The 26,992-nt window shown below is 64.2% G+C and carries 18 protein-coding genes; 8 read left to right on the plus strand and 10 right to left on the minus strand.

From position 1 onward, the window contains the following. Positions 1 to 11: 11 nt before the first annotated feature. Complete coding sequence (locus CFE28_13620) at positions 12 to 410, minus strand: hypothetical protein (GenBank protein ID OYU71712.1); 399 nt, start codon at positions 408 to 410, stop codon at positions 12 to 14. Between the two features lie 266 nt (positions 411 to 676). Here CFE28_13620 and CFE28_13625 point away from each other — a divergent pair, with 266 nt between their 5' ends. Further along, the gene (locus CFE28_13625) at positions 677 to 1,354 is read left to right on the plus strand and encodes a hypothetical protein (protein ID OYU71713.1); all 678 of its coding nucleotides are present in this window, start codon (positions 677 to 679) and stop codon (positions 1,352 to 1,354) included. 70 nt (positions 1,355 to 1,424) lie between these two features. On the opposite strand, the gene CFE28_13630 is transcribed toward CFE28_13625, so the two are convergent. Both CFE28_13630 and CFE28_13635 read right to left on the minus strand, forming a co-directional pair. After that, the gene (locus tag CFE28_13630) at positions 1,425 to 1,862 is read right to left on the minus strand and encodes a hypothetical protein (GenBank protein OYU70942.1); all 438 of its coding nucleotides are present in this window, start codon (positions 1,860 to 1,862) and stop codon (positions 1,425 to 1,427) included. 108 nt (positions 1,863 to 1,970) lie between these two features. Continuing rightward, the gene (locus CFE28_13635) at positions 1,971 to 2,423 is read right to left on the minus strand and encodes an AsnC family transcriptional regulator (GenBank protein OYU70943.1); all 453 of its coding nucleotides are present in this window, start codon (positions 2,421 to 2,423) and stop codon (positions 1,971 to 1,973) included. Positions 2,424 to 2,520: 97 nt separating this feature from the next. Here CFE28_13635 and CFE28_13640 point away from each other — a divergent pair, with 97 nt between their 5' ends. Beyond that, positions 2,521 to 3,639: a saccharopine dehydrogenase gene (locus CFE28_13640; GenBank protein OYU70944.1), complete on the plus strand. Its 1,119-nt coding sequence runs from the start codon at positions 2,521 to 2,523 to the stop codon at positions 3,637 to 3,639. A 41-nt stretch (positions 3,640 to 3,680) separates the two neighbouring features. Continuing rightward, a complete protein-coding gene (locus CFE28_13645) occupies positions 3,681 to 5,189 on the plus strand; it encodes an aldehyde dehydrogenase family protein (GenBank protein ID OYU70945.1) in 1,509 nt (502 codons plus the stop codon). A gap of 58 nt (positions 5,190 to 5,247) precedes the next feature. Here the strand turns inward: CFE28_13645 and CFE28_13650 are convergent, their stop codons facing one another. The 3 genes from CFE28_13650 to CFE28_13660 form a co-directional block, all read right to left on the minus strand. Beyond that, positions 5,248 to 5,907, minus strand: coding sequence for a methyltransferase type 11 (locus CFE28_13650; protein OYU70946.1), 660 nt, complete (start codon positions 5,905 to 5,907; stop codon positions 5,248 to 5,250). 103 nt (positions 5,908 to 6,010) lie between these two features. Further along, a complete protein-coding gene (locus CFE28_13655; protein OYU70947.1) occupies positions 6,011 to 11,053 on the minus strand; it encodes a hypothetical protein in 5,043 nt (1,680 codons plus the stop codon). 183 nt (positions 11,054 to 11,236) lie between these two features. After that, positions 11,237 to 12,904 (minus strand): energy-dependent translational throttle protein EttA, encoded by a 1,668-nt coding sequence (locus tag CFE28_13660; protein ID OYU70948.1) that lies wholly within the window; start codon positions 12,902 to 12,904, stop codon positions 11,237 to 11,239. A 208-nt stretch (positions 12,905 to 13,112) separates the two neighbouring features. On the opposite strand from CFE28_13660, the gene CFE28_13665 reads away from it, so the two are divergent. The 3 genes from CFE28_13665 to CFE28_13675 all read left to right on the plus strand — a co-directional run bounded on the left by CFE28_13665 (position 13,113) and on the right by CFE28_13675 (position 19,008). Beyond that, on the plus strand, positions 13,113 to 15,476 hold the full coding sequence (locus CFE28_13665) for a TonB-dependent receptor (GenBank protein ID OYU71714.1): 2,364 nt from the start codon (positions 13,113 to 13,115) through the stop codon (positions 15,474 to 15,476). Positions 15,477 to 15,586: 110 nt separating this feature from the next. Continuing rightward, positions 15,587 to 17,170 (plus strand): amidase, encoded by a 1,584-nt coding sequence (locus CFE28_13670; protein ID OYU70949.1) that lies wholly within the window; start codon positions 15,587 to 15,589, stop codon positions 17,168 to 17,170. Between the two features lie 77 nt (positions 17,171 to 17,247). Then, on the plus strand, positions 17,248 to 19,008 hold the full coding sequence (locus CFE28_13675) for a hypothetical protein (GenBank protein OYU70950.1): 1,761 nt from the start codon (positions 17,248 to 17,250) through the stop codon (positions 19,006 to 19,008). A gap of 1 nt (position 19,009) precedes the next feature. On the opposite strand, the gene CFE28_13680 is transcribed toward CFE28_13675, so the two are convergent. Continuing rightward, positions 19,010 to 20,236 (minus strand): acyl-CoA dehydrogenase, encoded by a 1,227-nt coding sequence (locus tag CFE28_13680; GenBank protein ID OYU70951.1) that lies wholly within the window; start codon positions 20,234 to 20,236, stop codon positions 19,010 to 19,012. 14 nt (positions 20,237 to 20,250) lie between these two features. Beyond that, on the minus strand, positions 20,251 to 21,363 hold the full coding sequence (locus CFE28_13685) for an acyl-CoA dehydrogenase (protein ID OYU71715.1): 1,113 nt from the start codon (positions 21,361 to 21,363) through the stop codon (positions 20,251 to 20,253). 137 nt (positions 21,364 to 21,500) lie between these two features. Here CFE28_13685 and CFE28_13690 point away from each other — a divergent pair, with 137 nt between their 5' ends. Beyond that, entirely contained in the window at positions 21,501 to 22,076 is a 576-nt protein-coding gene (locus tag CFE28_13690) for a hypothetical protein (protein ID OYU70952.1), read from the plus strand. Between the two features lie 2 nt (positions 22,077 to 22,078). Here the strand turns inward: CFE28_13690 and CFE28_13695 are convergent, their stop codons facing one another. Both CFE28_13695 and CFE28_13700 read right to left on the minus strand, forming a co-directional pair. Continuing rightward, a complete protein-coding gene (locus CFE28_13695) occupies positions 22,079 to 23,509 on the minus strand; it encodes a hypothetical protein (protein OYU70953.1) in 1,431 nt (476 codons plus the stop codon). Positions 23,510 to 23,515: 6 nt separating this feature from the next. After that, positions 23,516 to 25,138, minus strand: coding sequence for a hypothetical protein (locus CFE28_13700; GenBank protein OYU71716.1), 1,623 nt, complete (start codon positions 25,136 to 25,138; stop codon positions 23,516 to 23,518). Between CFE28_13700 and CFE28_13705 the strand changes: the two genes are divergently transcribed. Continuing rightward, positions 25,061 to 26,968 (plus strand): hypothetical protein, encoded by a 1,908-nt coding sequence (locus CFE28_13705; protein ID OYU70954.1) that lies wholly within the window; start codon positions 25,061 to 25,063, stop codon positions 26,966 to 26,968. The genes CFE28_13700 and CFE28_13705 overlap by 78 nt on opposite strands. Positions 26,969 to 26,992: the final 24 nt, after the last annotated feature.

A 26,992-nucleotide genomic window follows, 5' to 3' on the forward strand; every position in this document is an offset into this window, starting at 1 on the left:
CGAGTCCTGGATCAATCAATGGAGATGGTCTGGGCATTGGCGCCGGCCTTCACCTCGAATGAAGCGTCCGGCCATTTTGCGGGCCCCATCACCCCGTGGGCATTGTTGGAGAAGGCGAAGGGCTCGGTGGGCATGCCGAAGGGGTTGGCGCCCATCTTTCCGTCGCCATTCACGTCATGGAACGCCTTGATGGCGTAGCGTCCCGGCGTCAGGCCCGTAAAGGTGGCGGTGATGGTTTCGCCGGTGGCGGGGACCATGGCCTGACCGGAGGGCGGCGCCTTGTCGTCATAGGCCTCGGCACTGCCCGCCAGGGAAAGCAAGACTGCGCCGGTCCTGGTCTTCACACCCTCGAAGGTGACGGTGAGGGTTCCGGTGGGAGCCTCCGTAGCCAGGGCGGCCGGCGTGATCATCAGGAAGCTGCAAACAGTTCCCAGCAGCAAGATTGACTTGAGGAGGTGAGCGGGCTCAATCGGGCGAAGGGTCATCGGGAAGCTCTCTGTGTCTGGATTAGCGATGCGACAGGTCTATCGGGAGGCAAAACGGCGTGCCGACTGAGACTCGCCAGCCAGCAGCTTTGTTTCGCAAACTGACATCCCTGTTCGTTGGCGCTTCGCCAGTGAACAGCCGTCTGAGCGTTTGGCGCGAGGTGGCGGTCGCCCTGGCCACCGGAGTCTTCATGGCGCTCATCGGCGCCCTGGGAACCCAGGAAGCGTCCCTGCAGGTCCGGCTGGTCTTCTGGGTCGGACTGATGTTCGCCGGGACCCTGATCGGCCACGCTGTGACACTTTTCGCCGGACGGCTGGAGATGTTCGAGCAACGGCCCTGGCTTTGGGCCGTCCTCACAGCCTTGCTGATCACCCCGCCCCTCAGCGTCGTCGTCTGGCTCGCCGTCGGCGCAGCTTTTGATCGGCAGCTAAACCTGATGTCGATCGTCAATCATTTTCCCGCGGTGCTGACCGTGTCTCTCGGGATGACCGCCCTGACAGTGTTGTCCCAGAAGCGCCCCTTCGAGACCCACGCCAGCGGGATCTCTGCAAGCCCGTCGGTTTTCCTGGACCGACTGCCCGAGAAACTGCGGGGGGGCGAAATCTTCGCTGTTGAGGCAGATGATCACTATCTGCGCCTGCACACCAGCCGGGGCCAGGACCTGATCCTGATGCGACTGGCCGACGCGCTGGGCGAACTTGAGGGCCTGGAGGGCGCGCAGGTTCATCGGTCCTGGTGGGTCGCCAAATCCGCAATTGCGACAGCGTCCCGGGGAAATGGTCGCGCAAGCCTGACCCTGAAAAGCGGGGCGGTCGTCCCGGTCAGCCGGACCTATGCGCGGGCTCTGCGGGAGGCCGGCTTGATCTGACCGGTGATGGCGGGCTTATCCGCGTTGGGAGAGCAGGCCACAGGTCCATGGCCTGATCGGCGCACCGGGGTCAGGCTGTGATCCAGCCCTTTCGTGCGCAGAACCCGGCGAACCAGATCGAGAATGCGCCGACGGCGGCGATGAACAAGGGGAAGGGCAGGACCTGGCCCCAGCCCTTGTGCGCCAAAAGGTCGGTCGCCGCGAAGGCATAGCCAAACATGACAATGATGGCGACGAATGAGACCCAGAACAGCCGGGTCGCCCAGCTGTTGCGCAGCAAGAGGGCGAGGCCGCCCAGCAGCCCGCCGAAGGTGGCGATGGCATAGACGCCGTTATACCAGACAGGCAGGGCCGCGTAGTACTTGAGCGACCAGTCATCCACCGGCCCCATGGCCGCCGCCCCCAGCCTGATCTGCTGGACGCAACTGAAACAGCCCATCACTTCCCAGAGCACCAGGACGACGGCAGCAATCCAGAACCAGGTCGGTGGTTTGGCTTTGTCGGTCATGGATTTGCCCCTTGTCTTAAAGGTCGGATGGAAGGCGCTGGCGTGCGCCCAGGTCAGCTTCAGGCGCCAGACGCATATTGTCGAGACGCTCCATGACCCTCTCGGACCCTACCGCCGTATCCGCGTCGACAGGATGATCGAGCTGGTCGTCCGCTCAACCCCGTCGATCATGCCGATGGCGTCCAGCACCCGGTCCAGATCTTCGATACTACCCGCCGCCACCTCGACGATCATGTCGAAGGGGCCGGAGACCGAGTGGAGGGACTCCACCTCCGGCAGGGTGCGCAGGGCGGCTTCTATGTGGGCGGCGGCCTTGGGGGCGGCTGTAACCAGGACGTGGCCGCGGACCCGGCGGGCCTGGGCAGCTTCGCCTAAGCGGATGGTGAAGGCGCCGATGACCCCGCGGCTGATCAGCCGGTCAATCCGGGTCTGGACCGTGGTCCGCGACACCCCCAGCCGCCGGGCCAGGGTGGCGGCGGACAGGCGCGAGTCGGCCTGGAGCAGGCGGATCAGCTCCAGGTCCCGGGCGTCAATCTGCGTTTCGTCAGTCTGATTGGGCATAATGTCAGGCAAAATAGGTCAGTTCGGGCGCTCTGTCTGTTCAAATTGACACGCCCACAGGAGACGATCACCGATCACCATCCTGGGAGGGAAGACCATGAAGGACATAGTTGTCATCGGCGGCGGCAAGATCGGTTCGGTCATTGCGGAAATGCTGGCGGATTCCAGCGACTATGCGGTCAAGGTCGTGGACCGCGCCGCCGAGGCCCTGGCCCTCCTGCCCAAACACCCCAAGGTTTCCGGTGTGGTCGCCGATGTGGCCGACCCTGCCGCCCTGGACGCCGTGCTCAAGGGCGCCTTCGCCGTCCTGTCGGCCGCCCCCTTCCACCTGACCGGCAGGGTCGCCGAGGGCGCGGCCCGGATGGGCTGCCACTATCTGGACCTGACCGAGGACGTGGCCACTACCCGCAAGGTCAAGGACCTGGCCAGGGGCGCCAAGACCGCCTTCATCCCCCAGTGCGGCCTGGCCCCCGGCTTCATCTCCATCGCCGGCGCCGAAGTGGCCCGGGGCTTTGACCGGGTGGAGGAACTGCGCCTGCGGGTCGGCGCCCTGCCCCGTTATCCGTCCAACTCCCTGGGCTATAATCTGACCTGGTCCACCGAGGGCGTGATCAACGAATACTGCGAGCCCTGCGAGGCCCTGGTGGACGGGGAACTGCGGGAGGTCGAGGCCCTGGAGGGTCTGGAAACCTTCAGCCTGGACGGCGTGACCTATGAGGCCTTCAATACCTCGGGCGGTCTGGGCTCCCTGGCCGAGGTCCTGGCCGGCAAGGCGAAGAACCTCAACTACAAGTCCATCCGCTATCCCGGCCACTGCGCCCTGATGCGCACCCTGCTCAACGACCTGGACCTGCGCTCCCGCCGGGGCCTGCTGAAGGACGTGCTGGAAGGCGCGGTGCCCGGCACCGAGCAGGACGTGGTGGTGTTCTTTGTCACCGCCTCGGGCTGGCGCAATGGCCGGCTGATGCAGGAGAGCTATGCCGGCCGGGTACTGGGCGAGCATCACGGCGCCCACTTCTGGAGCGCCATCCAGATCACCACCGCCGCCGGGATCTGCACGGTGCTTGACCTGCTGGTCCAGGGTCACCTGCCCCAGTCGGGCTATGTGCGGCAGGAGGAGATTGCGCTGAGCGACTTCCTGGCCAACCGGTTCGGCAAGGCTTATCGCCAGCCTGGCGACGCTGCGCCTCTGGCGAGCCTGTCCGCCGTCGCGTAAGACCGCGCGGTCTTTTCCATCCCCGACTCCCGAGACCTGCCATGACCCTGCCCTCCGTTCGTGACGACGCCCTGGCGACCCTGTCCAATCTGGGCGTCAGCCTGAAGGCCCTGGAGGGCGGCGACATTCCGGCCCGCTCGCCGGTGGACGGCACGGTCCTGGCCACCCTGCGGGCCAATACGGTGGACGAGGCAAACGCCGCCGTTGAAGCCGCCCATCAGGCTTTCCTGTCCTGGCGCAAGGTTCCCGCGCCGCGCCGGGGCGAGCTGATCCGCCTGTTCGGCGAAGAGCTGCGGATTGCCAAGGCCGACCTCGGCCGTCTGGTGGCGCTGGAAGCCGGCAAGGTCACCTCCGAGGGCCTGGGCGAGGTCCAGGAGATGATCGACATCTGCGACTTCGCCGTCGGCCTGTCGCGACAGCTGCATGGCCTGACCATCGCCACCGAGCGGCCGGGCCACCGGATGATGGAGACCTGGCACCCCATCGGCGTCTGCGGCGTGATCTCGGCCTTCAACTTCCCTGTGGCGGTCTGGTGCTGGAATGCGGCCCTGGCCCTGGTCTGCGGCGACCCCGTGGTCTGGAAGCCCTCGGAGAAGACCCCCCTGACCGCAGAGGCCGTCCAGTCGGTCTTCCTCAAGGCCGTCGCCCGGTTCGGCGACGCGCCGGCCCATCTGAGCCAGGTCCTGCAGGGCCGGGGCGATGTAGGCGCGGCCCTGGTGGCCCACCCCAAGGTCGCCGTGCTGTCGGCCACCGGCTCCACCCGCATGGGCGCCGCCGTGGGCCCGGTCCTGGCCGCCCGCTTCGCCCGGGCCATCCTTGAGCTGGGCGGAAACAACGCCGCCATTGTCGCCCCGAGCGCTGACCTGGAGCTGACCCTGCGGGGCGTCGCCTTCTCCGCCATGGGTACGGCGGGGCAGAGGTGCACAACCCTGCGCCGGCTCTTCGTCCATGAGGACGTGGCCGACGCCCTGATCACCCGCCTGAAGGCGGCCTATGCCTCTGTGCCGGTGGGCGATCCCCGGGCCGAGGGCACCCTGGTCGGGCCGCTGATCGACGAGGCGGCCTACAACGCCATGCAGATCGCCCTCACCGAAGCCATTTCCGAAGGCGGCGTGGTCCACGGCGGCCAGCGGGTCGAGCGCCCCGGCGTCTATGTCCGCCCGGCCATTGTGGAAATGCCCGCCCAGACCGGCCCCATGTTGCGCGAGACCTTCGCCCCCATCCTCTATGTGGTGCGCTATCGTGATCTCGACGACGCCATCGCCCTGCAGAACGCCACAGCGGCGGGCCTGGCCTCGTCCATCTTCACCAATGACATCCGCGAGGCCGAGCTGTTCGTCAGCGATGTGGGCTCGGACTGCGGCATCGCCAATATCAATATCGGCCCGTCCGGCGCCGAGATCGGCGGGGCCTTTGGCGGCGAGAAGGAAACCGGCGGCGGCCGCGAGGCCGGGTCAGATTCCTGGAAGGCCTATATGCGCCGGGCCACCAATACGGTGAACTATTCCCAGGACCTGCCCCTGGCCCAGGGCGTCAGGTTCGACGTGTAGAGCGCGTTCCGGAAAGTGGATGTCGGTTTCCGGATCAAATGCGCGCCAAGGAAAAACCTTACGGTTTGACGACCATCAGGGACTTGGTGAGGCCGAACACCTTTTCCTCGACCAGTCGACCGTCCGGGAACAGGTAGCGCATCTGGGCCCTGTCCAGCAGGCGGGCGCTTTGCACGTGCCGCATGGCCTCGCCCATGTCTGAACTCCTGGGCGCCCAGCCGTGGGCCCTACGCAGCATCCGGCTGGCCCGCACCCCTTCCGGCAGCCAGTGGAAGAAAGGCGCGGTAAAGTGCGGCTCCACGGGAAACCAGTAATAGGGCGTCTGGACGAAGTACGCCGGGGCCAGGCGGCGGGCCTCGGCGGCGAACCGCTCCATGTTTCCCCAATCGCCCACATGCTCGATCACCGAGTTTGAGTGGGCGATGTCAAAAGAGAGGTCGCCGAACTGGGGCAGGTTCAGGGTGTCGCCCTGGATCTCGGTGAACATGGGGTCAGAGACGCCCCCGGGGGTCTCGAGATTGACCGTGGTCACATGGACCTTGTTGGCCTCCAGGAAGCCCCGGTCGAACAGGTCCCAGTAATTGGCCCGGCCGCCCAGATCGATGATCCGGCAGTTGCCTGTGCGCTGGAAGGCCGCCTCGATCAGGGGCAGGAAGACCGCCACCCGCTTGCGCCGGAAGCTCTGGGACAGGGACTCGCGTCGCTCGGCAAGGGTCAAGGTCGAAAGGTCCGCTTCAGCAGGCTGTGGAAGCGGTATTATCGTCACGAAGGGTAAACAGGTTCCTCGCCCCGGTCTGGCGCGAGGAACCTGTTCAAAGCTCCTAGACGAAGTCGCCCAGACCGACGCTGGCCGGTGTGGTCAGCTTGATGGCCAGGTTGACGCTATTGGTCGCCCCGCTGTCGACGAAGACATAGGCGCCGGCATCAACACCGGTGACCGTCACCACCACGATGTCCCGGGTTCCTGCCGAGATCAGCGAGGTCGCCTGGGTCAGGGCCGCCGCAAAGCTGGTGGCCGACTGGCCGAGCAGGGTGTTGGCCGCCGTGGCGGTGACCCCTACGGCCAGCTTGTCTGCGCCAATGGTGAAGTCGGTGATGCGGTCCATGGTGGAGGCGACCTTGGTGGAGTCCCCCGCGGCGAAGTAGAAGACGTCCGCTCCGGCCCCACCGGTCAGCACATCGGACCCCGCGCCGCCGATCAGGGAGTCATCGGCCCCGCCGCCTGACAGGGTGTCAGCGCCGTCGCCGCCATAGAGGGCGTCCTTGCCGCCGCCACCGGCCAGGCTGTCATTGCCGACCCCACCGAAGGCCTCACCTCCGCCGATTCCAGACGCGAGGGTGTCATTGCCCTCTTCCCCGAACATCTTGGCCGAGGTGTTTCCGCCCGACAGGCTGTCATTGCCCAGCCCGCCGTGCAGCTCGTTGGCATTGCCCTGGGCCAGCAGGGTGTCATTGCCATCCTCGCCGAACAGGAAGGAGGCGCCCGTCCCGCCGGCCAGGCTGTCATTGCCCGCGCCACCAAAGACTTCGCCGCCAGCCGAGCCTGCGGTCAGGGTGTCATTGCCCGCCTCGCCGAACATCTTGGCCGAGGTGGTTCCGCCCGACAACATGTCATTGCCCGCCCCCCCGAACAGCTGGTTGGCGTTGGCCTGGGCCGCCAGGGTGTCATTGCCGTCCTCGCCGAACAGGAAGGAAGCCCCCGCGCCACCAGACAATTTGTCGTCGCCCGCGCCGCCGAAGACTTCACCGCCCGAAGAGCCCGCAGTCAGGGTGTCATTGCCATCCTCGCCGAACATCTTGGCCGAGGTGGTCCCGCCCGCCAGGACGTCATTGCCGATCCCGCCGAACAGCTGGTTCAGGCTGCCCTGGGCGAGCAGGGTGTCGTTTCCATCCTGTCCGAACAGGAAGGACGCACCCGTTCCACCGGCCAGGCTGTCATTGCCGGCCCCGCCGTGAGCTTCGCCGCCGCCTGACCCCGCCTGAAGCGAGTCATTGCCGTCCTCACCAAACATTTTGGCGCTGGTTAAGCCACCGCTCAGGCTATCGGCGCCATTTCCGCCGAATAGGACGTTCAGGCTCGATCCGGCCACCAGGGTGTCGTTGTCCTCATCCCCGTAGAGGCTGGTCGCCCCACTACCTCCGGTCAGAAAATCCCGGCCATTCCCACCGTAGAGCTGACCGCCACCATCAGACGCCAAGCTGTCATTGCCGTCTTCCCCGAACGCGGTGTCCATGCCCGAACCGGTCGACAATGAATCATTTCCCGCCCCGCTCCGGAGCTGGTCATTACCTGCACCGCCCAACAGACGGTCAGAGTAGGTTCCTGATATCAGAGTATCATTGCCGTCTTCGCCGGTCAGGGTGCCACTGCCCGTGGTGGCCATCAGGCTGTCATTGCCTGCGCCGCCATTCATGTTGGTGCCGACGAGAGAATTGGCGATCAAGGTGTCGTCGCCCTCATCCCCCCGAAGACCCGAGCCATGTTCGCTACCGATGATCAGATCATTGCCGGCTCCGCCAGAGAAGACGGATGAGAGAGGGAATGGGTCCACAATGGGCCCACTGCCATCCAGTGTATCATTGCCCGAACCGCCGCTCAGCGTGTCGCTGCCACTCCCGCCCAGCAAATAATCATTCCCGTCGCCGCCGCTGAGGCTGTCATCGCCTGCGCCACCGTTCAGGGAGTCATTTCCAGCTCCGCCATCGAACAGCTCATTGCCAGAACCGCCAACGCCAAGATCATTTCCATCACCGCCATTGAAGGTCGATGCCCCCGCGGCGCCAGTAAAGCTGTCATTGCCTTCATCGCCGAAATGGAGGGACGCTCCAGTTCCGCCAGCCAGGCTATCATTGCCCGATCCGCCGTGGGCCTCGCCATTGCCTGATCCGGAGATCAGGGTGTCATTGCCCCCATCCCCGAACATTTTCGTCCCCACCGAAGGCATGGTGTCCTGCAGGAGGTCATTGCCATTGCCTCCGAACAGTTCCGAGTCTCTTGGGCCGGCTGTGAGGGTGTCATTTCCCTCCTCGCCATACACTTTTGAGGCGCTGAGACCGCCTATCAGGCTGTCATTGCCGCCGCCGCCGAACATCATGTTCATGCCGTAACTGCCGCCGACCATGGTGTCGCCCAAGGCTGTGCCGATGACCCCCTCGACCCCGGGCAGGCTGTCGCCGCCCGCGCCTCGGGCCATGGAGAGGTTTACATCCACCCCTGCGCCAAATGCGCTGTAATCCACCGTGTCCTGGCCAGCGCCGCCTACAAAAGTGTCGGCTCCGGTCCCACCTGTGAACCGGTCATCGCCGTCGCCACCGTAGACGATCCCGGCGCCTGATGAGTTGGCGATCAGGGTGTCATTGCCATCACCGCCGCTCAGCGTGTCCCTGTTGTCCCCGCCAACAAGATAGTCGTTACCGCTGTCGCCGCTCAGGCTGTCATTTCCAGCGCCGCCCATCAGGGTGTCATTGCCAGCGCCACCGTTCAGGGAGTCATTTCCGGCGCCACCGTTCAGGGAGTCATTTCCAGCTCCGCCATCGAACAGCTCATTGCCAGAACCGCCAACGCCAAGATCATTTCCATCACCGCCATTGAAGGTCGACGCGCCTGTTCCGCCGGCTAGGCTGTCATTGCCAACCCCGCCGAAGAGCTCGCCACCAGCCGAACCAGCTTGCAGGGTGTCATTGCCATCGTCACCGAAAATCCTGTCCGTAGTGGCACCGCCGGTCAGGCTGTCATTCCCAGTTCCACCATAGAGTTTGGTATCTACACCATATGAATTCACCAAGGAGATTGTGTCATTGCCTGCGTCGCCATAGGCCACGCCACTGCTGGCAAAGATCATGTCATTTCCGTCTCCACCACTCATGAGCTGGCCGCCAGCAATTGTGTCGTTCCCCTCATCGCCATGTAGGGTTTCTGCGCCTAAGCTCGCCCTAAGCGAGTCATTGCCAACACCACCGAAATACTCAGCCACGTGAGCGACGTAGTCGTCGGCATTGCTGCCCACAAGCGTATCATCGCCCTCATCGCCATGGAGGGAGTTCACGCCGTTTCCGGCAGTGATTTGGTCATTGCCGAGACCACCAAAGGCATTGCCGCCGCCGTAGCCCAAAGCCAAAGAGTCAGCCCCATTTCCGCCTAACAAATAACCGCCGCCGTCTCCGGAGAGCGTATCGTCTCCATCATCCCCGAAGACAGTGTCTTGCCCGACCCCGCCAGAAAGGCTGTCATTGCCACTCCCGCCGTTCAGTTTGTCGTTCCCAGCGCCACCGGCGAGAGTATCGCCGCCGCCTGTCCCTGAAAGGCTGTCATTTCCGGCCCCCCCAGATGCGAGACGAGCGTCAACAATCTGATCATCGCCTCCGCCGCCATCGAATACCGTATCTAGGGACCCTGGTTGGCCAGTCAGGATGTCAGCAAACTCGGTTCCTCTGACGTAGGCTAGACGTTCAAAGTTCTGGATGACGCCACCGCCGACATTAAGGGCAGCACCCGGCACGAAGCTGGAAACGGCAAACGTTACACCAGTGCTTCGTCCACCAAACGATAGACGTAGGATGTCAAACCCATCACCGCCATCCGCATCGTCCCCATAACCGATGGCTAGGAAATCGTTCCCGGCACCGCCAGATAACCGATCACGCTCATTGCCCATATCATCAGCAGGGTCGGGTCGGCCCGGTATGAAGTCCCCCGAATAGAGATAGTCATCTTGGCTACTGCCAATCAGAGTATCGGCACCCGAGCCGCCTGCTGCAGCATCGTTGGGACTGCCAAATCGGAGATTTTCGCTCATCGTGATTTGGTCATTGCCCTCATCGCCAAAGACCATCGCTCCAGATTGCATGACGATCGTATCGTTGCCCAACCCACCATGGGTGAGCCCATTCCCGTAGATTACATCATTGCCTGCACCACCATTCGATTGCGCGCGGCCGTTGATCGTCGAGTAGATTGTGTCGTTGCCTTCACCACCTTCAATGAGATTGAGGTATTGACTTAGCCGTCCATCAAGAAAATCATTGCCCTCGTCACCATAGATATAATTTGTATTGTACCCAGCAACTATGGTGTCGTTTCCACCCATGCCCCGGACAAACGTACTTTCATAATAGTTGATTAGGTTTGGGCGTAGGGTGATCTTGTCATTAAACTGGCTCCCTTCTACATAGTTGATACTTTCAATGCCGGTGATAAATCCTCCGCCGATGGTTTGGCTCTCCAGTCCGAAGTCGGCTGTCACGCCGGATGGAGCCCCCTGAAAGCTGATGAAAAGAGAGTCACCCCGAGCACCATTCGCCCCGCCGTCGATATTGTCGCCATATCCAGCATAGATTTGGTCGGAACCGTTCCCTCCGATTAGGGTATCGACCTCGGATCCCGTGTCGAATTGAAAGGAAGCGGAAGGCGCACCCGGGATCGCCCAATCACCGGGCAAGGGTACCTGACCACTGTACAAGGAATCGTCGCCATCTCCGCCATCGATCCGGTCCGCGCCCGCGCCTCCCACCAAAACATCATCGCCCGCACCGCCCAATACCGTGTCTTTTCCCCCAGCGGCGAAGATCAAGTCAGATTCTGATCCACCGCTATGAATGTAGCTCGCATTTGGATTCCCAATGATCAGTAATGTGGAGTTGCTGGCGCCGTATATAGGCTGAGAGGTACTATATATGCCTGGTCCGAAGGAAACAGTTCGGGATCCATATGTTAGATCGACGTGCGCAGGCGCCGACCCATTAGCTGCCACAAATGAGACACGAGGAGGATAATCTTCGTTCAAGTATCGAATTTGGATCTCATCGGACGGACCGAAATTCAAAGCCTGATCCGCCGTGATCGTCTCGAAATAATACGTCGCCATGATCAGTCCCCAATTGCCAGCCCGCCCCCGCCCGCTCCAGGCGCGGCATTGATCGATCGGCGCGCAGAGTCGCTCTGCGCCACGATCCAAGTGGACAACTTAGGGGTAGTATTCGTCAAGGCCTCAACCGAACTCACCCAATAGGGGAATCCGGTCGAGACGGGGGCCCTGTCCCCGCCCCGCCTACCGTCCGAACTTCTGGAACTTGATCCGGCTGGGGATCAGGCTGTCGGCACCCAGGCGGCGCTTCTTGTCATCTTCGTAGGCTTCGAAATTGCCTTCGAACCATTCCACATGGCTGTCGCCCTCGAAGGCCAGGATGTGGGTGCAGAGGCGGTCCAGGAACCAGCGGTCGTGGCTGATGACCACGGCGCAGCCGGCGAATTCGTCGAGGGCCTCTTCCAGGTTCTGCAGGGTCTCGATGTCCAGGTCGTTGGTCGGTTCGTCCAGCAGGATGACATTGCCGCCGGTGGTCAGGGTCTTGGCCAGGTGGACGCGGTTGCGCTCACCGCCTGACAGCTGGCCGACCTTCTTCTGCTGGTCGCCGCCCTTGAAGTTGAACGAGCCCACATAGGAGCGGGTGTTGATCTCCCGCTTGCCGACAGTGAGGATGTCCAGCCCCTGGCTGACCTCCTGCCAGATGGTCTTGTTGGGATCTAGCGCATCGCGGCTCTGGTCCACATAGGAGAGCTTGACGGTCTCGCCCAGTCGGAAGGTTCCGCTGTCGGGTTGTTCCTGGCCGGTGATGATCCGGAACAGGGTCGACTTGCCGGCGCCGTTCGGGCCGATCACGCCGACAATGCCGTTGGGCGGCAGCTTGAAGGAGAGGTTCTCGAACAGCACCTTGTCGCCATAGGCCTTGCTGAGATTGTCGGCCTCCAGCACCACATTGCCCAGGCGCGGGCCAGGCGGGATCTGGATGGTGGCGAAGGTCTGGGCGCCGCGCGCCTGTTCCTGCTCGCGGACCATGTCGTCATAGGCGGCCAGACGGGCCTTGGACTTGGCCTGGCGGGCCTTGGCGCCGGACCGCACCCATTCCAGTTCGCGCTTCATGGCGCGCTGGCGGGCTTCGGACTCGGACTGCTCCTGGACGATCCGCTTGGTCTTCTGTTCCAGCCAGCCGGAATAATTGCCTTCGTAGGGTATGCCCTTGCCGCGGTCGAGTTCCAGGGTCCACTTGGTCACCTGATCCAGGAAGTAGCGGTCGTGGGTCACCAGGATGACACAGCCTGGGAAGGATTCCAGGTGGTGCTGCAGCCAGGCCACGCTCTCGGCGTCCAGGTGGTTGGTCGGTTCGTCCAGCAACAGCATGTCGGGCTTGGACAGCAGCAGGCGCGCCAGGGCGACCCGGCGCTTTTCACCGCCGGACAGGTTGTCGACCTTCCAGTCGTCAGGCGGGCAGCGCAGGGCGCCCATGGCCATCTCGACCTTGGAGTCGATGTCCCAGAGGTCGCCGGCGTCGATCTTCTCCTGGAGGGCGGTCATCTCCTCCATCAGCTCGTCGGTATAGTTCTCACCCAGTTCCGCCGCGATGGCGTTGTAGCGATCGACGATCTGCTTTTCCTCGCACCAGGAAATGACATTGCCCCAGACATCGAGGTTCTCGTCCAGGTGGGGCTCCTGTTCCAGATAGCCCATCTTGACGCCGTCGGCGGCCTTGGCCTCGCCGCTGAATTCCTTGTCGATGCCGGCCATGATCTTGAGCAGGGTCGACTTACCCGAGCCGTTGACCCCGACCACGCCGATCTTGGCGTCGGAATAGAAGGACAGCCAGATGTTCTCGAACACCTTCTTGCCGCCCGGAAAGGCCTTGGTCAGGCCCTGCATCTGGAAAATGTACTGCTGCGCCATGGGGCGTCCGGCTCACTGATCTGAGGATGGGGGTTTGGGGCGGGAGATAGCGGTCGCAGGGCCCGAGCGCAATGTTGCGCATTCGCCCTGCCCGAGGGGCAGGGTCAAAAGGTTCACAACTCCGGCGCAAATCCGCAGCCGAAGCGTCACAAATGGCGACTACCCACCACCCTCACGTGCGGGGCTCGCCCGCCGAATGGGGTATGACATGAAGATTGAACTCTTGAGCGGCGTCGCCGCTGCAGCACTGACTCTGGTTGTCGGCCCGGCCTGGGCCACTGATGTCGCCGCGACGTCCGCCGCGACCACCGAAGTCGAAGAAATCGTCATTTACGGCAAGGGTGAAAGCCGCCAGGTCCAGGAAATTCCGGTCCAGGAAATCGCCCAGGCTACGCCGGGCACAAGCCCGATCAAGCTGGTGGAAAAGCTGCCGGGCGTGAACTTCCAGTCCTCGGACGCCTTTGGGTCCTATGAGTGGTCCACCCGCATCTCGATCCGTGGCTTCAACCAGAACCAGCTCGGCTTCACCCTGGACGGCGTTCCGCTGGGGGATATGAGCTATGGCAATTTCAACGGCCTGCACATCAGCCGCGCCATCGCCTCTGAAGACCTCGGCGGCGTGAAGCTGGCCCAGGGCGCCGGCGCCCTGCAGACGGCTTCGACCTCGAACCTGGGCGGCGCCCTGCAGTTCGCCAGCCGCACCCCGTCCGACACCCTGGGTGGTCTGGTCTCGGCGACCTATGGCTCGGACAATACCTCGCGGATCTTCCTGCGCGGCGAGACCGGCCTGCTGCCCTCCGGCGGCAAGGCCTTCATCTCCTATGCCCGCCAGCAGGCCGACAAGTGGAAGGGTCAGGGCGAGCAGAAACAGGAGCAGATCGGCTTCAAGTTCGTCCAGCCCATCGGCGACTTCAACCTGACCGGCCTCTACGACTATTCCAAGCGCCGTGAGAACGACTACCAGGACCTGTCGTTCGATATGATCAAGCGCCTGGGCTACAACCTGGACAACAATACCGGCCGTTGGGCTGACGCGGTCCAGATCGCCAGGGCCTACAACACCGCCGCCAACTATGCAGGCGCTACGCCCATCCTCGATGGCAATGGCTGCTATACCGGCGCCGGCGCCAACCCCTATCCGGGCAAGATCAAGTGCGTTGACGACAGCTATTATGATGCTTCCGGCCTGCGCGATGACCGGTTGTGGAACCTGAGCCTGTCGGGACCCGTCGGGCCGTTGAAGGTCGACGGCAAGGTCTATGGCCACACCAATAGCGGCCAGGGCACCTGGTACACACCCTATGTGCCGTCGCCGCTCTATGGCGTCGCAACCGCCACCACCAACAACGCGCCCATCTCGGTCCGCACCACCGAATACGCCATCAACCGTCTTGGCGTGATCGGTAACGCCACCTGGGTTGTCGGAGATCACGCCATCAGCTTCGGTGGCTGGTTTGAGGAAAACAAGTTCAACCAGGCCCGCCGGTTCTACGGTCTGGACCTGGCCTCTCCGCGCTCGTCCCTGGACTTCATGAGCAGCCCCTTCGCCACCCAGTGGGAGTACGCCTTCAAGACCAGGACCACCCAGGGCTATCTGGAAGATGTGTGGTCCGTCACCGACGCCCTGAAGGTCAATTTCGGCTTCAAGGCCCTGAAGGTCGACGCCACCGCGGCCACCATCCAGGGCGCGCCGGTCCTGGCAGGAACCATCACGTCCAATGAAGGCTTCCTGCCACAGGTGGGTGTCAGCTACCGGGTCAATGCCGACCACGAGCTGTTCGCCGGCTATACCGAGAACATGCGGGCCTTCGGCGCCGCCCACACTGGCGCCTCGCCCTTCGCCGGCAACCAGGCGACCTTCGACCTGATCATCGGCAAGACCAAACTCGCAAATGGCAAGGCCCTGACCCTTCAGCCGGAAACCTCCAGGACCCTGGAAGCCGGCTGGCGCTTCAACACCGGCCCTGTCCAGGGCGTCGCGGCGGTCTATTATGTCGAGTTCGAGAACCGCCTGCTGGGCAATTCCACCGGCGCCGGCATTGTCGGCAATCCGACCGTCCTCTCCAATGTCGGCGGTGTGAAGTCCAGGGGCTTTGAAACCGCCGCCACCTGGAAGATGTCAGACGCCTGGACCCTGTTCGGCTCCTACGCCTTCAACGACAGCACCTATTCGGACAATGTGCTCGATCCGACCTCGGGCGCGGTCCTGCAGCGTATCTCGGGCAAGACGGTCACCGACACGCCCAAGCACCTGTTCAACGCCGAGATCGCCTACGACCAGAACGGCTGGTTCGCCAAGCTGGCGGCCCACATGACCTCCAAGCGCTTCTTCACCTACACCAACGACCAGAGCGTGCCTTCGGTGACGACCGCTGACTTCTCGGCGGGCTATCGCTTCGAAGGTGAAGGTCTGACCAAGGGGCTGGAGATCCAGGCCAACATCACCAACCTGTTCGACAAGCAGTACATCTCGACCATCGGCTCCAACGGCTTTGGATACGCTGGCGACAACCAGACCCTGCTGACGGCCGCTCCCCGCCAGGCCTTCATCACGGTACGCAAGGCGTTCTAGAGCGCCTCAATTCCGGTCGGCGTGAGGAAAGGGCGACCTTTCTTCACGCCGCTCTGGCCAAGTCCGCCTGCGATCTGTCCAATGGCGTCTACCAAACCGGGAGACGCGACATGAAACGGGCGGTGCTGGCGGCGGGCCTCATCCTTGCGGCGACAAGTGGTGCATGCGCCGAGGACGATCCTGCCTTCCGATCCATGGGCGAGATGCGGGCGCAGATCGCCGCGGGCAAGGCATCGTCGGTCTCGATCACCCAGGCCTATCTGGCCAGGATCAGGGACCTGGACCGTCAGGGTCCGAAGCTCAACAGCATCATCGCCCTCAATCCCCACGCCATCGCAGACGCCCGGGCCCTCGACGCCGAGCGTAAGGCCGGCCATGTGCGTGGCCCACTCCACGGCCTGCCCATTCTGCTGAAGGACAATATCGAGTCCGCCGATGATACGGCGACCACCGCCGGTTCCCTGGCCCTCAAGGCCAATGTCACCAACCGCGACGCGCCCCTGGTCAAGCGCCTGACCGACGCCGGCGCGGTAATCCTGGGCAAGACCAACCTGTCGGAATGGGCCAACTACCGCTCCACCCGGTCGATCAGCGGCTGGAGCGCCATGGGTGGTCTGGTGCGGAACCCCTATGGTCTTGATCGCAGTTCCTGCGGCTCCAGCGCCGGAACGGGGTCAGCCATAGCTTCAGGCCTGGCGGCCGGGGGCGTCGGCACCGAAACAGACGGCTCCATCACCTGTCCTTCGGCCATCAACGGCCTGGTGGGGCTCAAGCCCACGGTCGGTCTGGTCTCAAGAACCTTCATCATCCCGATCTCGGCCAGCCAGGACACTGCCGGGCCCATGACCCGCCATGTGGCCGACGCCGCCGCCATGCTGACGGCCATGGCCGGGTCTGATCCAGCTGACCCGGCGACGGCCGGGGCAGACGCTCATAAGACCAATTATCTAGCAGGCCTTGATCCCAACGCCCTGAAGGGCGCGCGGCTGGGAATTCTGCGGATCACTGCAGGCCGGTCACCCCAGGCTGACGAAGTGTTCGCCCGGACCCTCAAGGCGCTGGAAGCCGCCGGGGCGATCCTGGTGGAGGTCAAGGCGCCGGACCTTGCGCCGATCAACGCCGCCGAGGACCTGATCCTGCGCACGGAGTTCAAGGCCGGGGTCAACGCCTATCTGGCCTCCACGGATCCGGCCAGGGTCAAAACCCGGACCCTGGCGGACCTCATCGCCTTCAACGCCGCCGAGCCCCGGGAAACCGCCCTGTTCGGGCAGGAGATCTTCATGGCCAGCGAGGCCGGACCCGGGCTGGACGACCCGGCCTACCTCAAGGCCAGGGCCGATGCCAAACGGCTGGCCGGGCCAGAAGGCATTGACGCCCTGATCGCAAAAGACAGGCTCGACGCCCTGATCGCCTGGAGCGGCCCAACCGGCATTGTCGACCCGGTCAACGGAACCCGCATTTTCGGTCCACCCTCGGGCCTGGCCGCCGTCGCAGGCTATCCGCACCTGACCGTGCCCATGGGCTATGTATCCGGCCTGCCCGTTGGCCTGTCTTTCATGGGCCCGGCCTGGTCCGAGGCGAAACTGCTCAGCCTGGGCTATGCCTTCGAGCAGATGAGCAGGGCCCGTCGCAATCCGACCTTCCCGGCCAGTGTGGCGACCAGGCCCGAGATAGCGCCCGCCCTGGACCCATAAGGAACACCCCTTCGCCCAGATTTCGCCCCCGGCTGCATCCAGCGTGAAACATGGGGGCCAAAAAGGAGGCGAGGAAAATGTCCAGTCTGCGTAAAGGCGCCCAGGTCGCGCTCTGTCTCATAACCGCCGCCAGCACTCCGGCCCCGGTTATCGCTGCGCCCCTCCCGGTGCGGGATGGCGAGCCCACGGCGGAAGCCTGCGCGGCGGTCGGCTATACCCTTCGCACACACCGCGAGGAAGACAGGTACGTCCACCGTCGCATCGGAGGCCGGATGTATCCAACCCCTCCTCCACCGCCGCCAAGCCCCATGGTCATGGCGTCGCCCTCCGTCGCCCTGCACGAAATGGCGATCGCCCCGGCCAAGTCCATGCCGCCCCCCGGCTACAACCGCCCGATCGCCGGCGACGTGGAAACCGAACGCTATCCCCACGCCACGGCAAACCCGGTCAAGCGCACGGCCGACGAGCCGGTCTCGACCCTTTCGGCCGATGTGGACACCGCCGCCTACGCCAATGTCCGGCGCATGCTGCAGAACGGCCAGACCCCGCCCTCGGACGCCGTCCGGGTCGAGGAGCTGCTGAACTATTTCGACTATGGCTATGCCAGGCCTGAGAGCCCCCGCACGCCCTTCAAACCCTATGTGGCGGTGACACCCTCCCCCTGGTCGGCGGACCGCCAGATCCTGCATATCGGCCTTCAGGGCTATGACATTCCCCGCACCGAGCAGCCGCCCCTGAACCTGGTCTTCCTGATCGACACCTCGGGCTCCATGTCGTCGGAAGAGCGCCTGCCCCTGGCCCGCAAGGCGCTCAACATGCTGGTCTCGCAACTGCGGCCGCAGGACCGTGTGGCCATGATCGCCTATGCCGGATCTGCGGGCGAGGTCCTGCCCCCGACTTCGGGCAACCAGAAACTGAAAATGCGCTGCGCCCTTGGATCCCTGGAATCCGGCGGCTCGACGGCGGGCGGCCAGGGCCTCTCCCTGGCCTATGCCGTGGCCCAGAGGAATTTCGATCCCCGGGCCGTGAACCGGGTGATCCTGATGACCGATGGCGACTTCAATGTCGGGGTCAATGATCCGGCCAAACTCACCGACTTCGTGGTGGAGAAGCGCAAGTCCGGGGTCTATCTCTCGGTCTACGGCTTTGGCGGCGGCAATTACAACGACACCCTGATGCAGGCCCTGGCCCAGAACGGCAACGGGACCGCCGGCTATATCGACACCCTGTCCGAAGCCCGGAAGACCTTCCGCGATGACTTCTCCGGCTCGCTCTTTCCCATAGCCGACGATGTGAAAATCCAGGTGGAGTTCAATCCGGCCCAGGTCTCGGAATACCGGCTGATCGGCTATGAGACCCGGCTGCTGAACCGGGAAGATTTCAACAATGACCGGGTCGACGCTGGCGAGGTGGGATCGGGAACCTCGGTCACCGCCCTCTACGAGATCACCCCGGCGGGCTCAGCCCCCTCCAGCGATCCCCTGCGCTATGGCCGCGTCAGGCCGCCGGCGCCCAATGGACCGGCCGACGAACTGGCCTTCCTGAAGGTGCGCTACAAGCTGCCGGGTCAGTCGGACTCACACCTGATCTCCCGCCCCATTGACCGGGAAGATGTCTCGCGAACCGTGACGAGCGCGCCGGAGGCGACGCGGTGGGCCCTGGCTGTGGCAGGCTTCAGTCAGAAACTGCGCCATGACCCCTGGGTCTCGGACCGCTTTGGCTGGACCCAGATCCAGGCCCTTGCCGACAGCGCCAGGGGAGAAGACCCCTTCGGCCTGCGGCGTGAATTCCTCAGCCTCGTCCGGACCGCCAGTGGCGGCCCGGAGCGAGAGGAGTAGGTCAACGGCCTGTAGGCATGTCCTTGAAGGCTACGTCCTTGTCGACGCGGATATCGCCGGGCAGGCCAAGAACCCGCTCGGCGATGATGTTCTTCAGGATTTCGTCCGTGCCGCCGGCGATACGCAGGCCCGGCGCAAACATGACCGAGCTCTGGAACCCGCCATGCTGCGGGGCCAGGTCGACATCATTGATGATGCCGTACTGATCGAGCATTTCTAGGGCCTCATTGGCGAGGTCCTGCATCTGCACCGCAGAGACGATCTTGCCGATGGAGCTTTCCGGCCCGGGGGTCTGGCCCCGGGACAGGGCGGTCATGGTGCGGTTGCGGGTGTGCTTCAGGCCTTCGGCCTGGACATACCAGTCGGCCAGCTTCTCACGCAGGGAGCTATCCTTCAGGGCCGGGCCGCCGTCCATGCCGGGGGTCTGGCGGGCGGCTTCCATGAACTGGGACCAGCCCATGCCGGTGGCGCCGCCAACGGCGAGGCGCTCGTTCATCAGGGTGACCAGGCTGACCTTCCAGCCATCGCCGATCCCGCCGAGTCGCTGGCTGTCCTTGATCCGCAGATCGGTGAAGAAGACTTCGTTGAAGCCCGAGCCCCCCGACATCTGATGGATCGGCTTCACCTCGACCGCTGGATCCTTCATGTCGATCCAGAACATGGTCAGGCCCTTGTGCTTGGGCACGGTGGGATCGGTTCTGACAATGACAATGCCGAAGTCCGAGAACTGGGCGCCCGTGGTCCAGACCTTCTGGCCATTGATGATCCAGTCGCCCGACCCGTCAGGCGCACGCTCGGCCTTGGTGCGGGCGGCGGCCACGTCGGAACCGCCAGACGGCTCGGAGAACAGCTGGCACCAGATTTCCTCACCGCGGATGGCGGGACCGGCGAACCGTTCCTTGGTGGCCTGATCGGCGAAGTTCATCACCGTGGGCACGCACATGCCAAGACCGATCTGGAAGGGATTGCCCGGGATCGGATACTTGGCCTCTTCCTGGCCAAAGATCACACTCTGCAGGGGCGTGCCGCCCTGACCGCCCCATTCCTTGGGCCAGGTGATGCAGGCATAGCCCGCAGCGGCCTTCTTGGCCTGCCAGGCGCGGGACGCTCCCAGAGAGTCAGCCCCTTCCGGATCAGACCCCACGTGGGCCTTGGGGGCGTTGGCTTCGAGCCAGGTCTTCACCTGGGCGCGGTAGGCGGCTTCTTCGGCTGAATCGTTGAAATCCATGATCCCAATCTCCCTTAAGCGGCCGCGTTACGGCGTTCGAGGTGGCTGACAAGGCGTTCCTTCCAGACCCGGGGCGCGCCGGCCACCAGAGAAAGCTGGCGGGAGCGCCGATAGTAGAAGTGGCAATCCATCTGCCAGGTGAAGCCGATGCCGCCGTGGGTCTGGATGTTTTCCTTCGAGGCGAACCAGAAAGCTTCCGAGGCGGCGATCCGGGCGGCGCTGGCGGCGATGGGCAGTTCGCTGGCGTCGGTATTGAGGGCCCAGGCCCCGTAATAGGCATTGGAGCGGGCCAGTTCGTTCTTCACATACATATCGGCCAGCTTGTGCTTGATGGCCTGATAGCTGGCGATGGTGCGGCCGAAGGCATAACGCTCGAGGGCGTATTCCTTGGCCATTTCCAGGCTGCGGTCGGCGCCGCCGGTCTGCTCGAAGGCCAGCAGGATGGCGGCCCGGTCGAGGATCTGCTCCAGCAGGTTGAGACCTTCGCCTGCGCCGCCCAGACGCTCGGCGGAAGCACCGGAGAAGGTGACCTTGGCCGCATCCCGGGTGGGATCCAGGGTCTTGAGCGGCTCGCGGGTCACCCCGGACATATCCACCAGGTAGAGGCCAGGCTGGCCGCCTTCCTTGGCCAGGACCAGGGCCACGTCAGCGATATCGCCATCGGTCACCGGGATCTTGACGCCGGAAAGCTTGCCGCCCTCGACGCTGGCGGAAACCGTGGCTGCGGAAACCGCGCCGGGGCCTTCCGAAGTCGCCAGGCAGCCGATGATCTCACCGGCGGCGATCTTCGGGAGGTAGGTAGCCTTCTGCGCGTCGCTGCCGGCCATCATGATGGCTTCGGCGAGGATATAGACCGTCGAGGCGAAGGGGATGGGCGCCACTACCCGGCCCAGTTCCTCGGCGATCACGCAGAGCTCGAGGTGGCCGAGGCCAAGGCCGCCATGGGCCTCGGGGATTGCCGCGCCCATCCAGCCCTGGGCGGCGACCGCCTTCCAGAGGTCGGCGTCATAGGCCTTGGCGTCATCTTCCAGCACCTTGCGGACCTGGGAGGTCGGGCAATTGGCTTCGAGGAACTTCCTCGCCTCGCCCTTGAGAAATTTCTGGTCGTCTGAAAAGTCGAAATTCATTTCCGCCCTCACCCGGCTCAGGCCGGTCAATTGTGATCTTGAAACCGACCATACGCGCCTTGCCGGGCCTCTGGGAAGATTGACTTGGCGTCAACGATTTCAGGCTTTTATGGGGCGAATCATTTTGGGACACCCTCATGGCCAAGGCCGTATTTCACCGCAACCAGCGCGTCTGGGTCGAAAGCGTTGGCGCCTGGGCGGTGATTGAAAAGATTGTGCCGCTCTGGGCCCAGGGCTTCGATGAGCCGGTCAAGGTCAGCTATGACGTCGGCCTGGGTCGCTCCTTCCAGGCCCACGAACTGCGCGCCGAGCAGGAAGAGGACGAGGCAGAGGTCGATCTGGGTCCGCGCTGGCGTTTGCTGCGGGTCCACAACAAGTGGCAGACAGCCGAGGCCTGCCGGCATCATCCCTTTCCCGGCAGCTTTCCTGTGGTGGTCACCGACACCAATGACTGGGGCGGCTGGCGGACGCCGGGGGCGGAATACGACCGTGATCCGCACAAGATCGAATACCAGGCCAGGCTGATCGCTTCGGCGCCCCATCTCCTGGCTATCGCCCGGTCCGTCGCTGCCCTGGCGGCCTCCACCCCCCGCCCGTCTGCGGAACTCAAGCGGCTGGCCGCAGAGAGCGCCAAGGTCGAGAAATTCCTGAAGGACGCCCCTGCTCCGCCAGACGGAGCCGGCCAGGGCGACGACCTGGCCAAGGCCAGCTGACCTCAGCGCCCAGCAGTCGCCAGAACCTGGTCAATCCAGGCGGAATAGGTCGAGACCCGGGTAAAGACCGTAAAGTACTTGCACCCGGCGCCCCACGAGACGACGCCGAAGACAACCGGGCGGTCCCGTCCGCGGACGTAAGGTTCGTCACGGGCTCCACGGCGCTTTGCGTACATGTTCGAATGGGCGACCAGGGGGCCGCCGCTGTCGCCCTGGCACGTGCCGGAGTTCCCACCTGCACAGAGATTTCCCGGATGCACGGCCGACACGGGCGGAGGTGTCCTGTCACTGGCATGGATGCGGTCGCGGATTTCTTCTGCACATTCGCCCTGATCAAAGACCCTCTGCGGAACGATCCTGAGCACGGGACTCATTTTCAGATGCCCATTGGCTGAGATGCGGCGGGTCTGTTCCTCGAAGGAAGAGGCTTCTGTCGCCCCCCAACCGGACGCTGTGACCGCCTCGCGGATCTTCGGCGGCTGGAAATCCTTGCGGGCATAGGGAATGATCGCCAGACGATCCGGGTCGTTCAGGGGCATGGCCCTGGCCAGGCGCAACAGCGCGATGTCGGACTGGGCGGGCGCCGTCGCGCTGGAAACCCTGTATTCGGGATGAACAAAGATCTCCTGGATGGGCACAGGTGGAGAGAGATCCGCCAGGGCTTTTGCACCGCCCCTCACCTGGTAGGTCGAGGTGGGGCGGACGCTGGCGGTCTTGCGATCCCAGACGCAGTGCGCCGCCGTCAGCACCCAGTCTGCGGCGATCAGGGCGCCGCCACAGGAATGCAGCTCCTCGGGGCTGTAGGGAGGAATGTGACCCTCAAATCCGGCCCACTGAATTTCCACCTGCCAGGGAGCGTTCGGATAGTACGCTGTCTCGGCGCCATGGGCTCCGGCAACGGGAAACGGGTTGATGAATTCGGTCTGACCCACAGCGAACAATTCGGGGCTGTCGCAGGGAACCAGCTGCAGTGCGGCAAACTTCGCAGCGATCAGCGGCTTGGCGAGCCTGATCCTGGCGTCCAGCGAACTGGCCAGTCGCTCGCGCAACTGCTCTAGCTCAAGGTCCGTGGCGGCTGGCGACGCCAATGCCGCGTCCAGCGCCTCCTGAGAGGCTTTCACATCCCGATCTGCGACCTGGATTTCCGGCACGAGGCGGACATCGGCCTCGATCTGGGCGGTCACCGGATAGAGCGAGAGAATGTAAGTCCCCAGAGCACCAACATACTCTCCTTCGCGGCCAAGGGGCCGGGCCCGCTGCAGGGCGTCCAGGGCCAGACGGGCTTTCTCCACCCCCGGGAGCGGGGTGGCTGAAGGCTGGGCCGCCGCCCCGATACCCTGGGCGGATCCCATTGAGGGTCCGGCGACTAACAAGCAGAGCAGTAGAGCCGCAGCCCACCTTGCCGGGAAATTTCGTATGCTGCGTCCCTGCATTAGAAACTACCTCCCGGCCACGCTTTCGATCCAGGCCCTGTAGGCCCAGACCTTGGTGAAGACGGTGAAATCCTGGCATCCAACCCCCCAGGACACCAGGCCGATGAGCCGGGTTCCGTCGTCAGGCTCGACCGGGCGGCTCCGGGCATTGGCTGGTATGGGCGCAGGCTCGCCATGACCCACCAGTGGTCCACCGCTGTCGCCCTGACAGGTCCCTGACCATTGGGAGCCCGCACACATCATGCCCTCCGCCAGAGGGGCCACAGGCTGGCCTGATTCAGACCCGTAAATGCGGTCCCGGATCTTCCTGGCGCAGTCCACATCAGCCATCGTCTTGAGTCTTGCCACACGCAGGTCCGGGCTCATCCGCAGGCGACCGCCCTGTGCAGCCCTTTGGTTCTGGTCCTGCAGGGTCTGGCGGACCGTGGCGCCCCAGCCCGACACCGTCACCCCCTGCCAATTGGCGGGCGGATCCGGCGGCGCAAGCCGGACGGTCCGCAAACGGGTCGGGTCTGTCAGTCCGGCGGCTGGAGAAATCCGCAAAAGGGCGATGTCGTTTCGGGCAGGCGCTGTCGCCGTAGAAGGAACATAGGCCATGCTGGCCGGCGGCATTCTGGTCTCGCGGATCTGGAAGGTCTGCATGGGACCTGTCAGGTCACCGGAGCCGGCCCTTACCCTCAGTCCGGTCAGGACAGTCCTGGTCTTTCGGTCCCAGACGCAATGGGCCGCGGTCAGGACCCATTCGCGCCGGATCAGGGCCCCGCCGCAGGCATGGAGGTCCGTGGCGGGATAGGGTTTTCCCTGCGCGTCCACGGCGACCCACTGCAGTTCCACCTGCCACGGCGCCTCCGGCCACCGGGCGTCTTCGATCCCGAAGACCGCACCCACCTGAGGCCTGATGTAGGTAAACCTGTCCCCCAGGGACTTTACGAAGTCCTCTCCTGAGGGAAAGGGGCCGCCAGCCTTTTCCATCTCTGCCAGGATAGCTGCGCTGCGGGCCTGCAGCGCCGCATATCTCGCCTCGCCGGCGACTTGCCGCGCATGCTCTGCGTCTGCAAAGTCGGCTGCCTCTGTGTCAGGGGCCGCCGCCAGCCTTGTGTAGGTCGCATAGGCCTCATCGTAGCGCGTTGACAGTCGGACGACCTCCGGATCCACCTCGGCCTCTGTCCACGTCCTGAACAGCAGCCCCCTGTGGGCAACCTCGTAGGCTTCGACGGCGAGGTAGAAGTCAGCGGAAGGTCCGGCGCGGGCCAGGAGGCGCATGTCTGCAAGTTTCGCCCGCGCGAGACTGGCCGCCGCCAGGGTCCTGTCGTGGGCGGCCACAGGAGGAACCGCCGTCGAGCTGGACGGCGCGACCTGGGCCCAAGCCGGACCGGCGGCCACAAGATGCGCCACCAGGACCGCCATGCATGCAAATCGAACGGGGTTCATGCTGCAGATCCGCCACAAGGAGCCCAACCCTAGGCGCCAGTACCTGTGCATGTCCAACAGAAGACGACGGTATATGAAGACCCTGCGCAGACGGCCAGATCCTGTGCTAGCCTTGCCGCCATGTCGTCGCCCTCCGGACTCCGGATCTTTTTCAGCTATACCAGCGCTGACCGCGAGCGCGTGGCGCCGATTGTCCATGCGCTGACCCAGGCCGGTCACACGGTTTGGTGGGATCGGCACATTGCCGGGGGCGCAGCCTATGCCCGCGAGATTGAGGCCGCTCTCGAGGCCTGTCAGGTCGTCATTGTCGCCTGGTCGAAAACCTCGCTTGAGTCCGACTGGGTGCGCGACGAGGCGGCCTATGGTCGGGATCGAAAACGCCTCCTGCCGTTGCGCCTGGATCAGGTGGAGCCGCCCCTCGGCTTTCGGCAATACCAGACCCTGGACCTTTCAGCCTGGAGTGCTGACGTCAGCAATCCTGCCCATCATGGACTGCTGAAAGCCCTCGATACCGAAGGCATCAATCCGCCCGGGCCGGGAACTGCGCGAACACGGTTCACCGCCAGCCGCCGGGGCATTCTGGCGGGAGTTGGCGGCCTGGCGGCCCTGGCCGGCGCAGGCGCCTGGTGGACCCTTGGCCGCGGCGGCGGAGCTCCGCCACACAGCATAGCTGTCCTGCCCTTCGCCAATCTCAGTGGCGACCTGGCCCAGGACTATTTCTCCGACGGCCTGTCGGAAGAGCTAATCAACGCCCTGGCGCGGATCAAGCTGCTGCAGGTGGTCGCTCGCACTTCGGCCTTCAAGTTCAAGGGCAGTACAGCCGACAGCGGCGAGATCGGCGCCAGGCTGGGGGTGGCGCATCTACTGGACGGCAGCGTCCGCCGGGCCGACGGCCGGGTGCGGGTCAGCGCCCAGCTGGTGGAAGCGCGAACCGGCTTTGAAAAATGGTCCCAGACCTTTGACCGCGATCTGAAGGACATTCTGGCCGTTCAGAGCGAGATCGCACAGGCCGTCGCCGAGGCCATGAAGGTCCACCTGCTGGGTGACGAACTGGCCAGGGTCCAGACCGGCGCCGCCGCCAATGCCGAAGCCTTTGACGCCTATCTGAAGGGCAAGCGACTTTTCGACGCCGGGGGCGACGAGGCCGCCTATCGGGCCGCCCTCAGCCAGTTCGACACCGCCATAGGGCTGGACCCCAACTATGCCGCCGCCCATGCCGGGCGCGCCCGGGTTCTGATGAAGATCGGAGACCAGTATTCGGGCCCGAGCGAGGTCAGGGCGACTTATGATGCAGCTCTGGTCTCGGCGCGACAGTCTGTCGAACTGGCGCCATCGCTTCCAGAGGCCCAGGCGGCGCTCGGGGGGGTGCTTTCAAATGCCAGGCTGGATTTCAAAGGCGCTCGCCAGGCCTATGCCCAGGCCATGGAGTCTGGATCCGGTGACGCCGACATTCTGACCAGGGTCGGCCTGTTCAATTGCTGGGTTGGCGACCTCCAGACGGGACTGCCGGCGGTGCGCAGGGCCGCTGTCCTCGACCCGCTCAATCCGCGTGTACATCGCGCTCTTGGGCTGGGACTGATCTATGCCCATCAATATGCCCAGAGCATCGAGGCCATGAAGCAGGCGCTGTCGCTCAATCCCAAGGTGGAAGGGGCCCACGGCGCCATAGGTGACGCTCTTCTCCTGTCAGGGGACGCCAGGGGCGCGCTCGCTTCCTATTCCCGCGAGCCCCTGCTGTCCCTGAAACTGGCAGGTGAAGCGATTGCGGCAAAAAAGCTGGGTCAGGATGCGGCTGCCGACAAAGCCTTCGCGGCGCTCAAAACGGCGCCCGGACTTGTGACCGACTACCAGCAGGCGCAGGTCCTGGCGCAATGGGGAGATTCCCGAGGCGCTGTATCCGCCCTGGAGAATGCAAGGCGGAATGGCGATTCAGGCATAGCCCTGATGAAAGCCGACCCCCTGCTCGACCCCATTCGAAGGGTTCCGGAGTACCTGGGTCTGCTTTCTGACCTGGGGCTGTCTTCCTGAAGGCGGCAGGCTTGACCGATGTCC

The sequence above is a fragment of the Alphaproteobacteria bacterium PA2 genome (assembly GCA_002256425.1).
Lineage (GTDB): Bacteria > Pseudomonadota > Alphaproteobacteria > Caulobacterales > Caulobacteraceae > Phenylobacterium.

What these genes read in the sequence shown, in the direction of transcription:
- CFE28_13690 (OYU70952.1), top strand. Translation starts at nt 21,501, where the DNA reads ATGGCCAAGGCCGTATTTCACCGCAACCAGCGCGTCTGGGTCGAAAGC.
- CFE28_13685 (OYU71715.1), bottom strand. Translation starts at nt 21,363, where the DNA reads ATGAATTTCGACTTTTCAGACGACCAGAAATTTCTCAAGGGCGAGGCG.
- CFE28_13695 (OYU70953.1), bottom strand. Translation starts at nt 23,509, where the DNA reads ATGCAGGGACGCAGCATACGAAATTTCCCGGCAAGGTGGGCTGCGGCT.
- CFE28_13680 (OYU70951.1), bottom strand. Translation starts at nt 20,236, where the DNA reads ATGGATTTCAACGATTCAGCCGAAGAAGCCGCCTACCGCGCCCAGGTG.
- CFE28_13640 (OYU70944.1), top strand. Translation starts at nt 2,521, where the DNA reads ATGAAGGACATAGTTGTCATCGGCGGCGGCAAGATCGGTTCGGTCATT.
- CFE28_13705 (OYU70954.1), top strand. Translation starts at nt 25,061, where the DNA reads ATGTCGTCGCCCTCCGGACTCCGGATCTTTTTCAGCTATACCAGCGCT.
- CFE28_13675 (OYU70950.1), top strand. Translation starts at nt 17,248, where the DNA reads ATGTCCAGTCTGCGTAAAGGCGCCCAGGTCGCGCTCTGTCTCATAACC.
- CFE28_13620 (OYU71712.1), bottom strand. Translation starts at nt 410, where the DNA reads ATGATCACGCCGGCCGCCCTGGCTACGGAGGCTCCCACCGGAACCCTC.
- CFE28_13635 (OYU70943.1), bottom strand. Translation starts at nt 2,423, where the DNA reads ATGCCCAATCAGACTGACGAAACGCAGATTGACGCCCGGGACCTGGAG.
- CFE28_13630 (OYU70942.1), bottom strand. Translation starts at nt 1,862, where the DNA reads ATGACCGACAAAGCCAAACCACCGACCTGGTTCTGGATTGCTGCCGTC.
- CFE28_13645 (OYU70945.1), top strand. Translation starts at nt 3,681, where the DNA reads ATGACCCTGCCCTCCGTTCGTGACGACGCCCTGGCGACCCTGTCCAAT.
- CFE28_13670 (OYU70949.1), top strand. Translation starts at nt 15,587, where the DNA reads ATGAAACGGGCGGTGCTGGCGGCGGGCCTCATCCTTGCGGCGACAAGT.
- CFE28_13655 (OYU70947.1), bottom strand. Translation starts at nt 11,053, where the DNA reads ATGGCGACGTATTATTTCGAGACGATCACGGCGGATCAGGCTTTGAAT.
- CFE28_13660 (OYU70948.1), bottom strand. Translation starts at nt 12,904, where the DNA reads ATGGCGCAGCAGTACATTTTCCAGATGCAGGGCCTGACCAAGGCCTTT.
- CFE28_13625 (OYU71713.1), top strand. Translation starts at nt 677, where the DNA reads ATGGCGCTCATCGGCGCCCTGGGAACCCAGGAAGCGTCCCTGCAGGTC.
- CFE28_13665 (OYU71714.1), top strand. Translation starts at nt 13,113, where the DNA reads ATGAAGATTGAACTCTTGAGCGGCGTCGCCGCTGCAGCACTGACTCTG.
- CFE28_13700 (OYU71716.1), bottom strand. Translation starts at nt 25,138, where the DNA reads ATGGACAATCGGCGCCACGCGCTCGCGGTCAGCGCTGGTATAGCTGAA.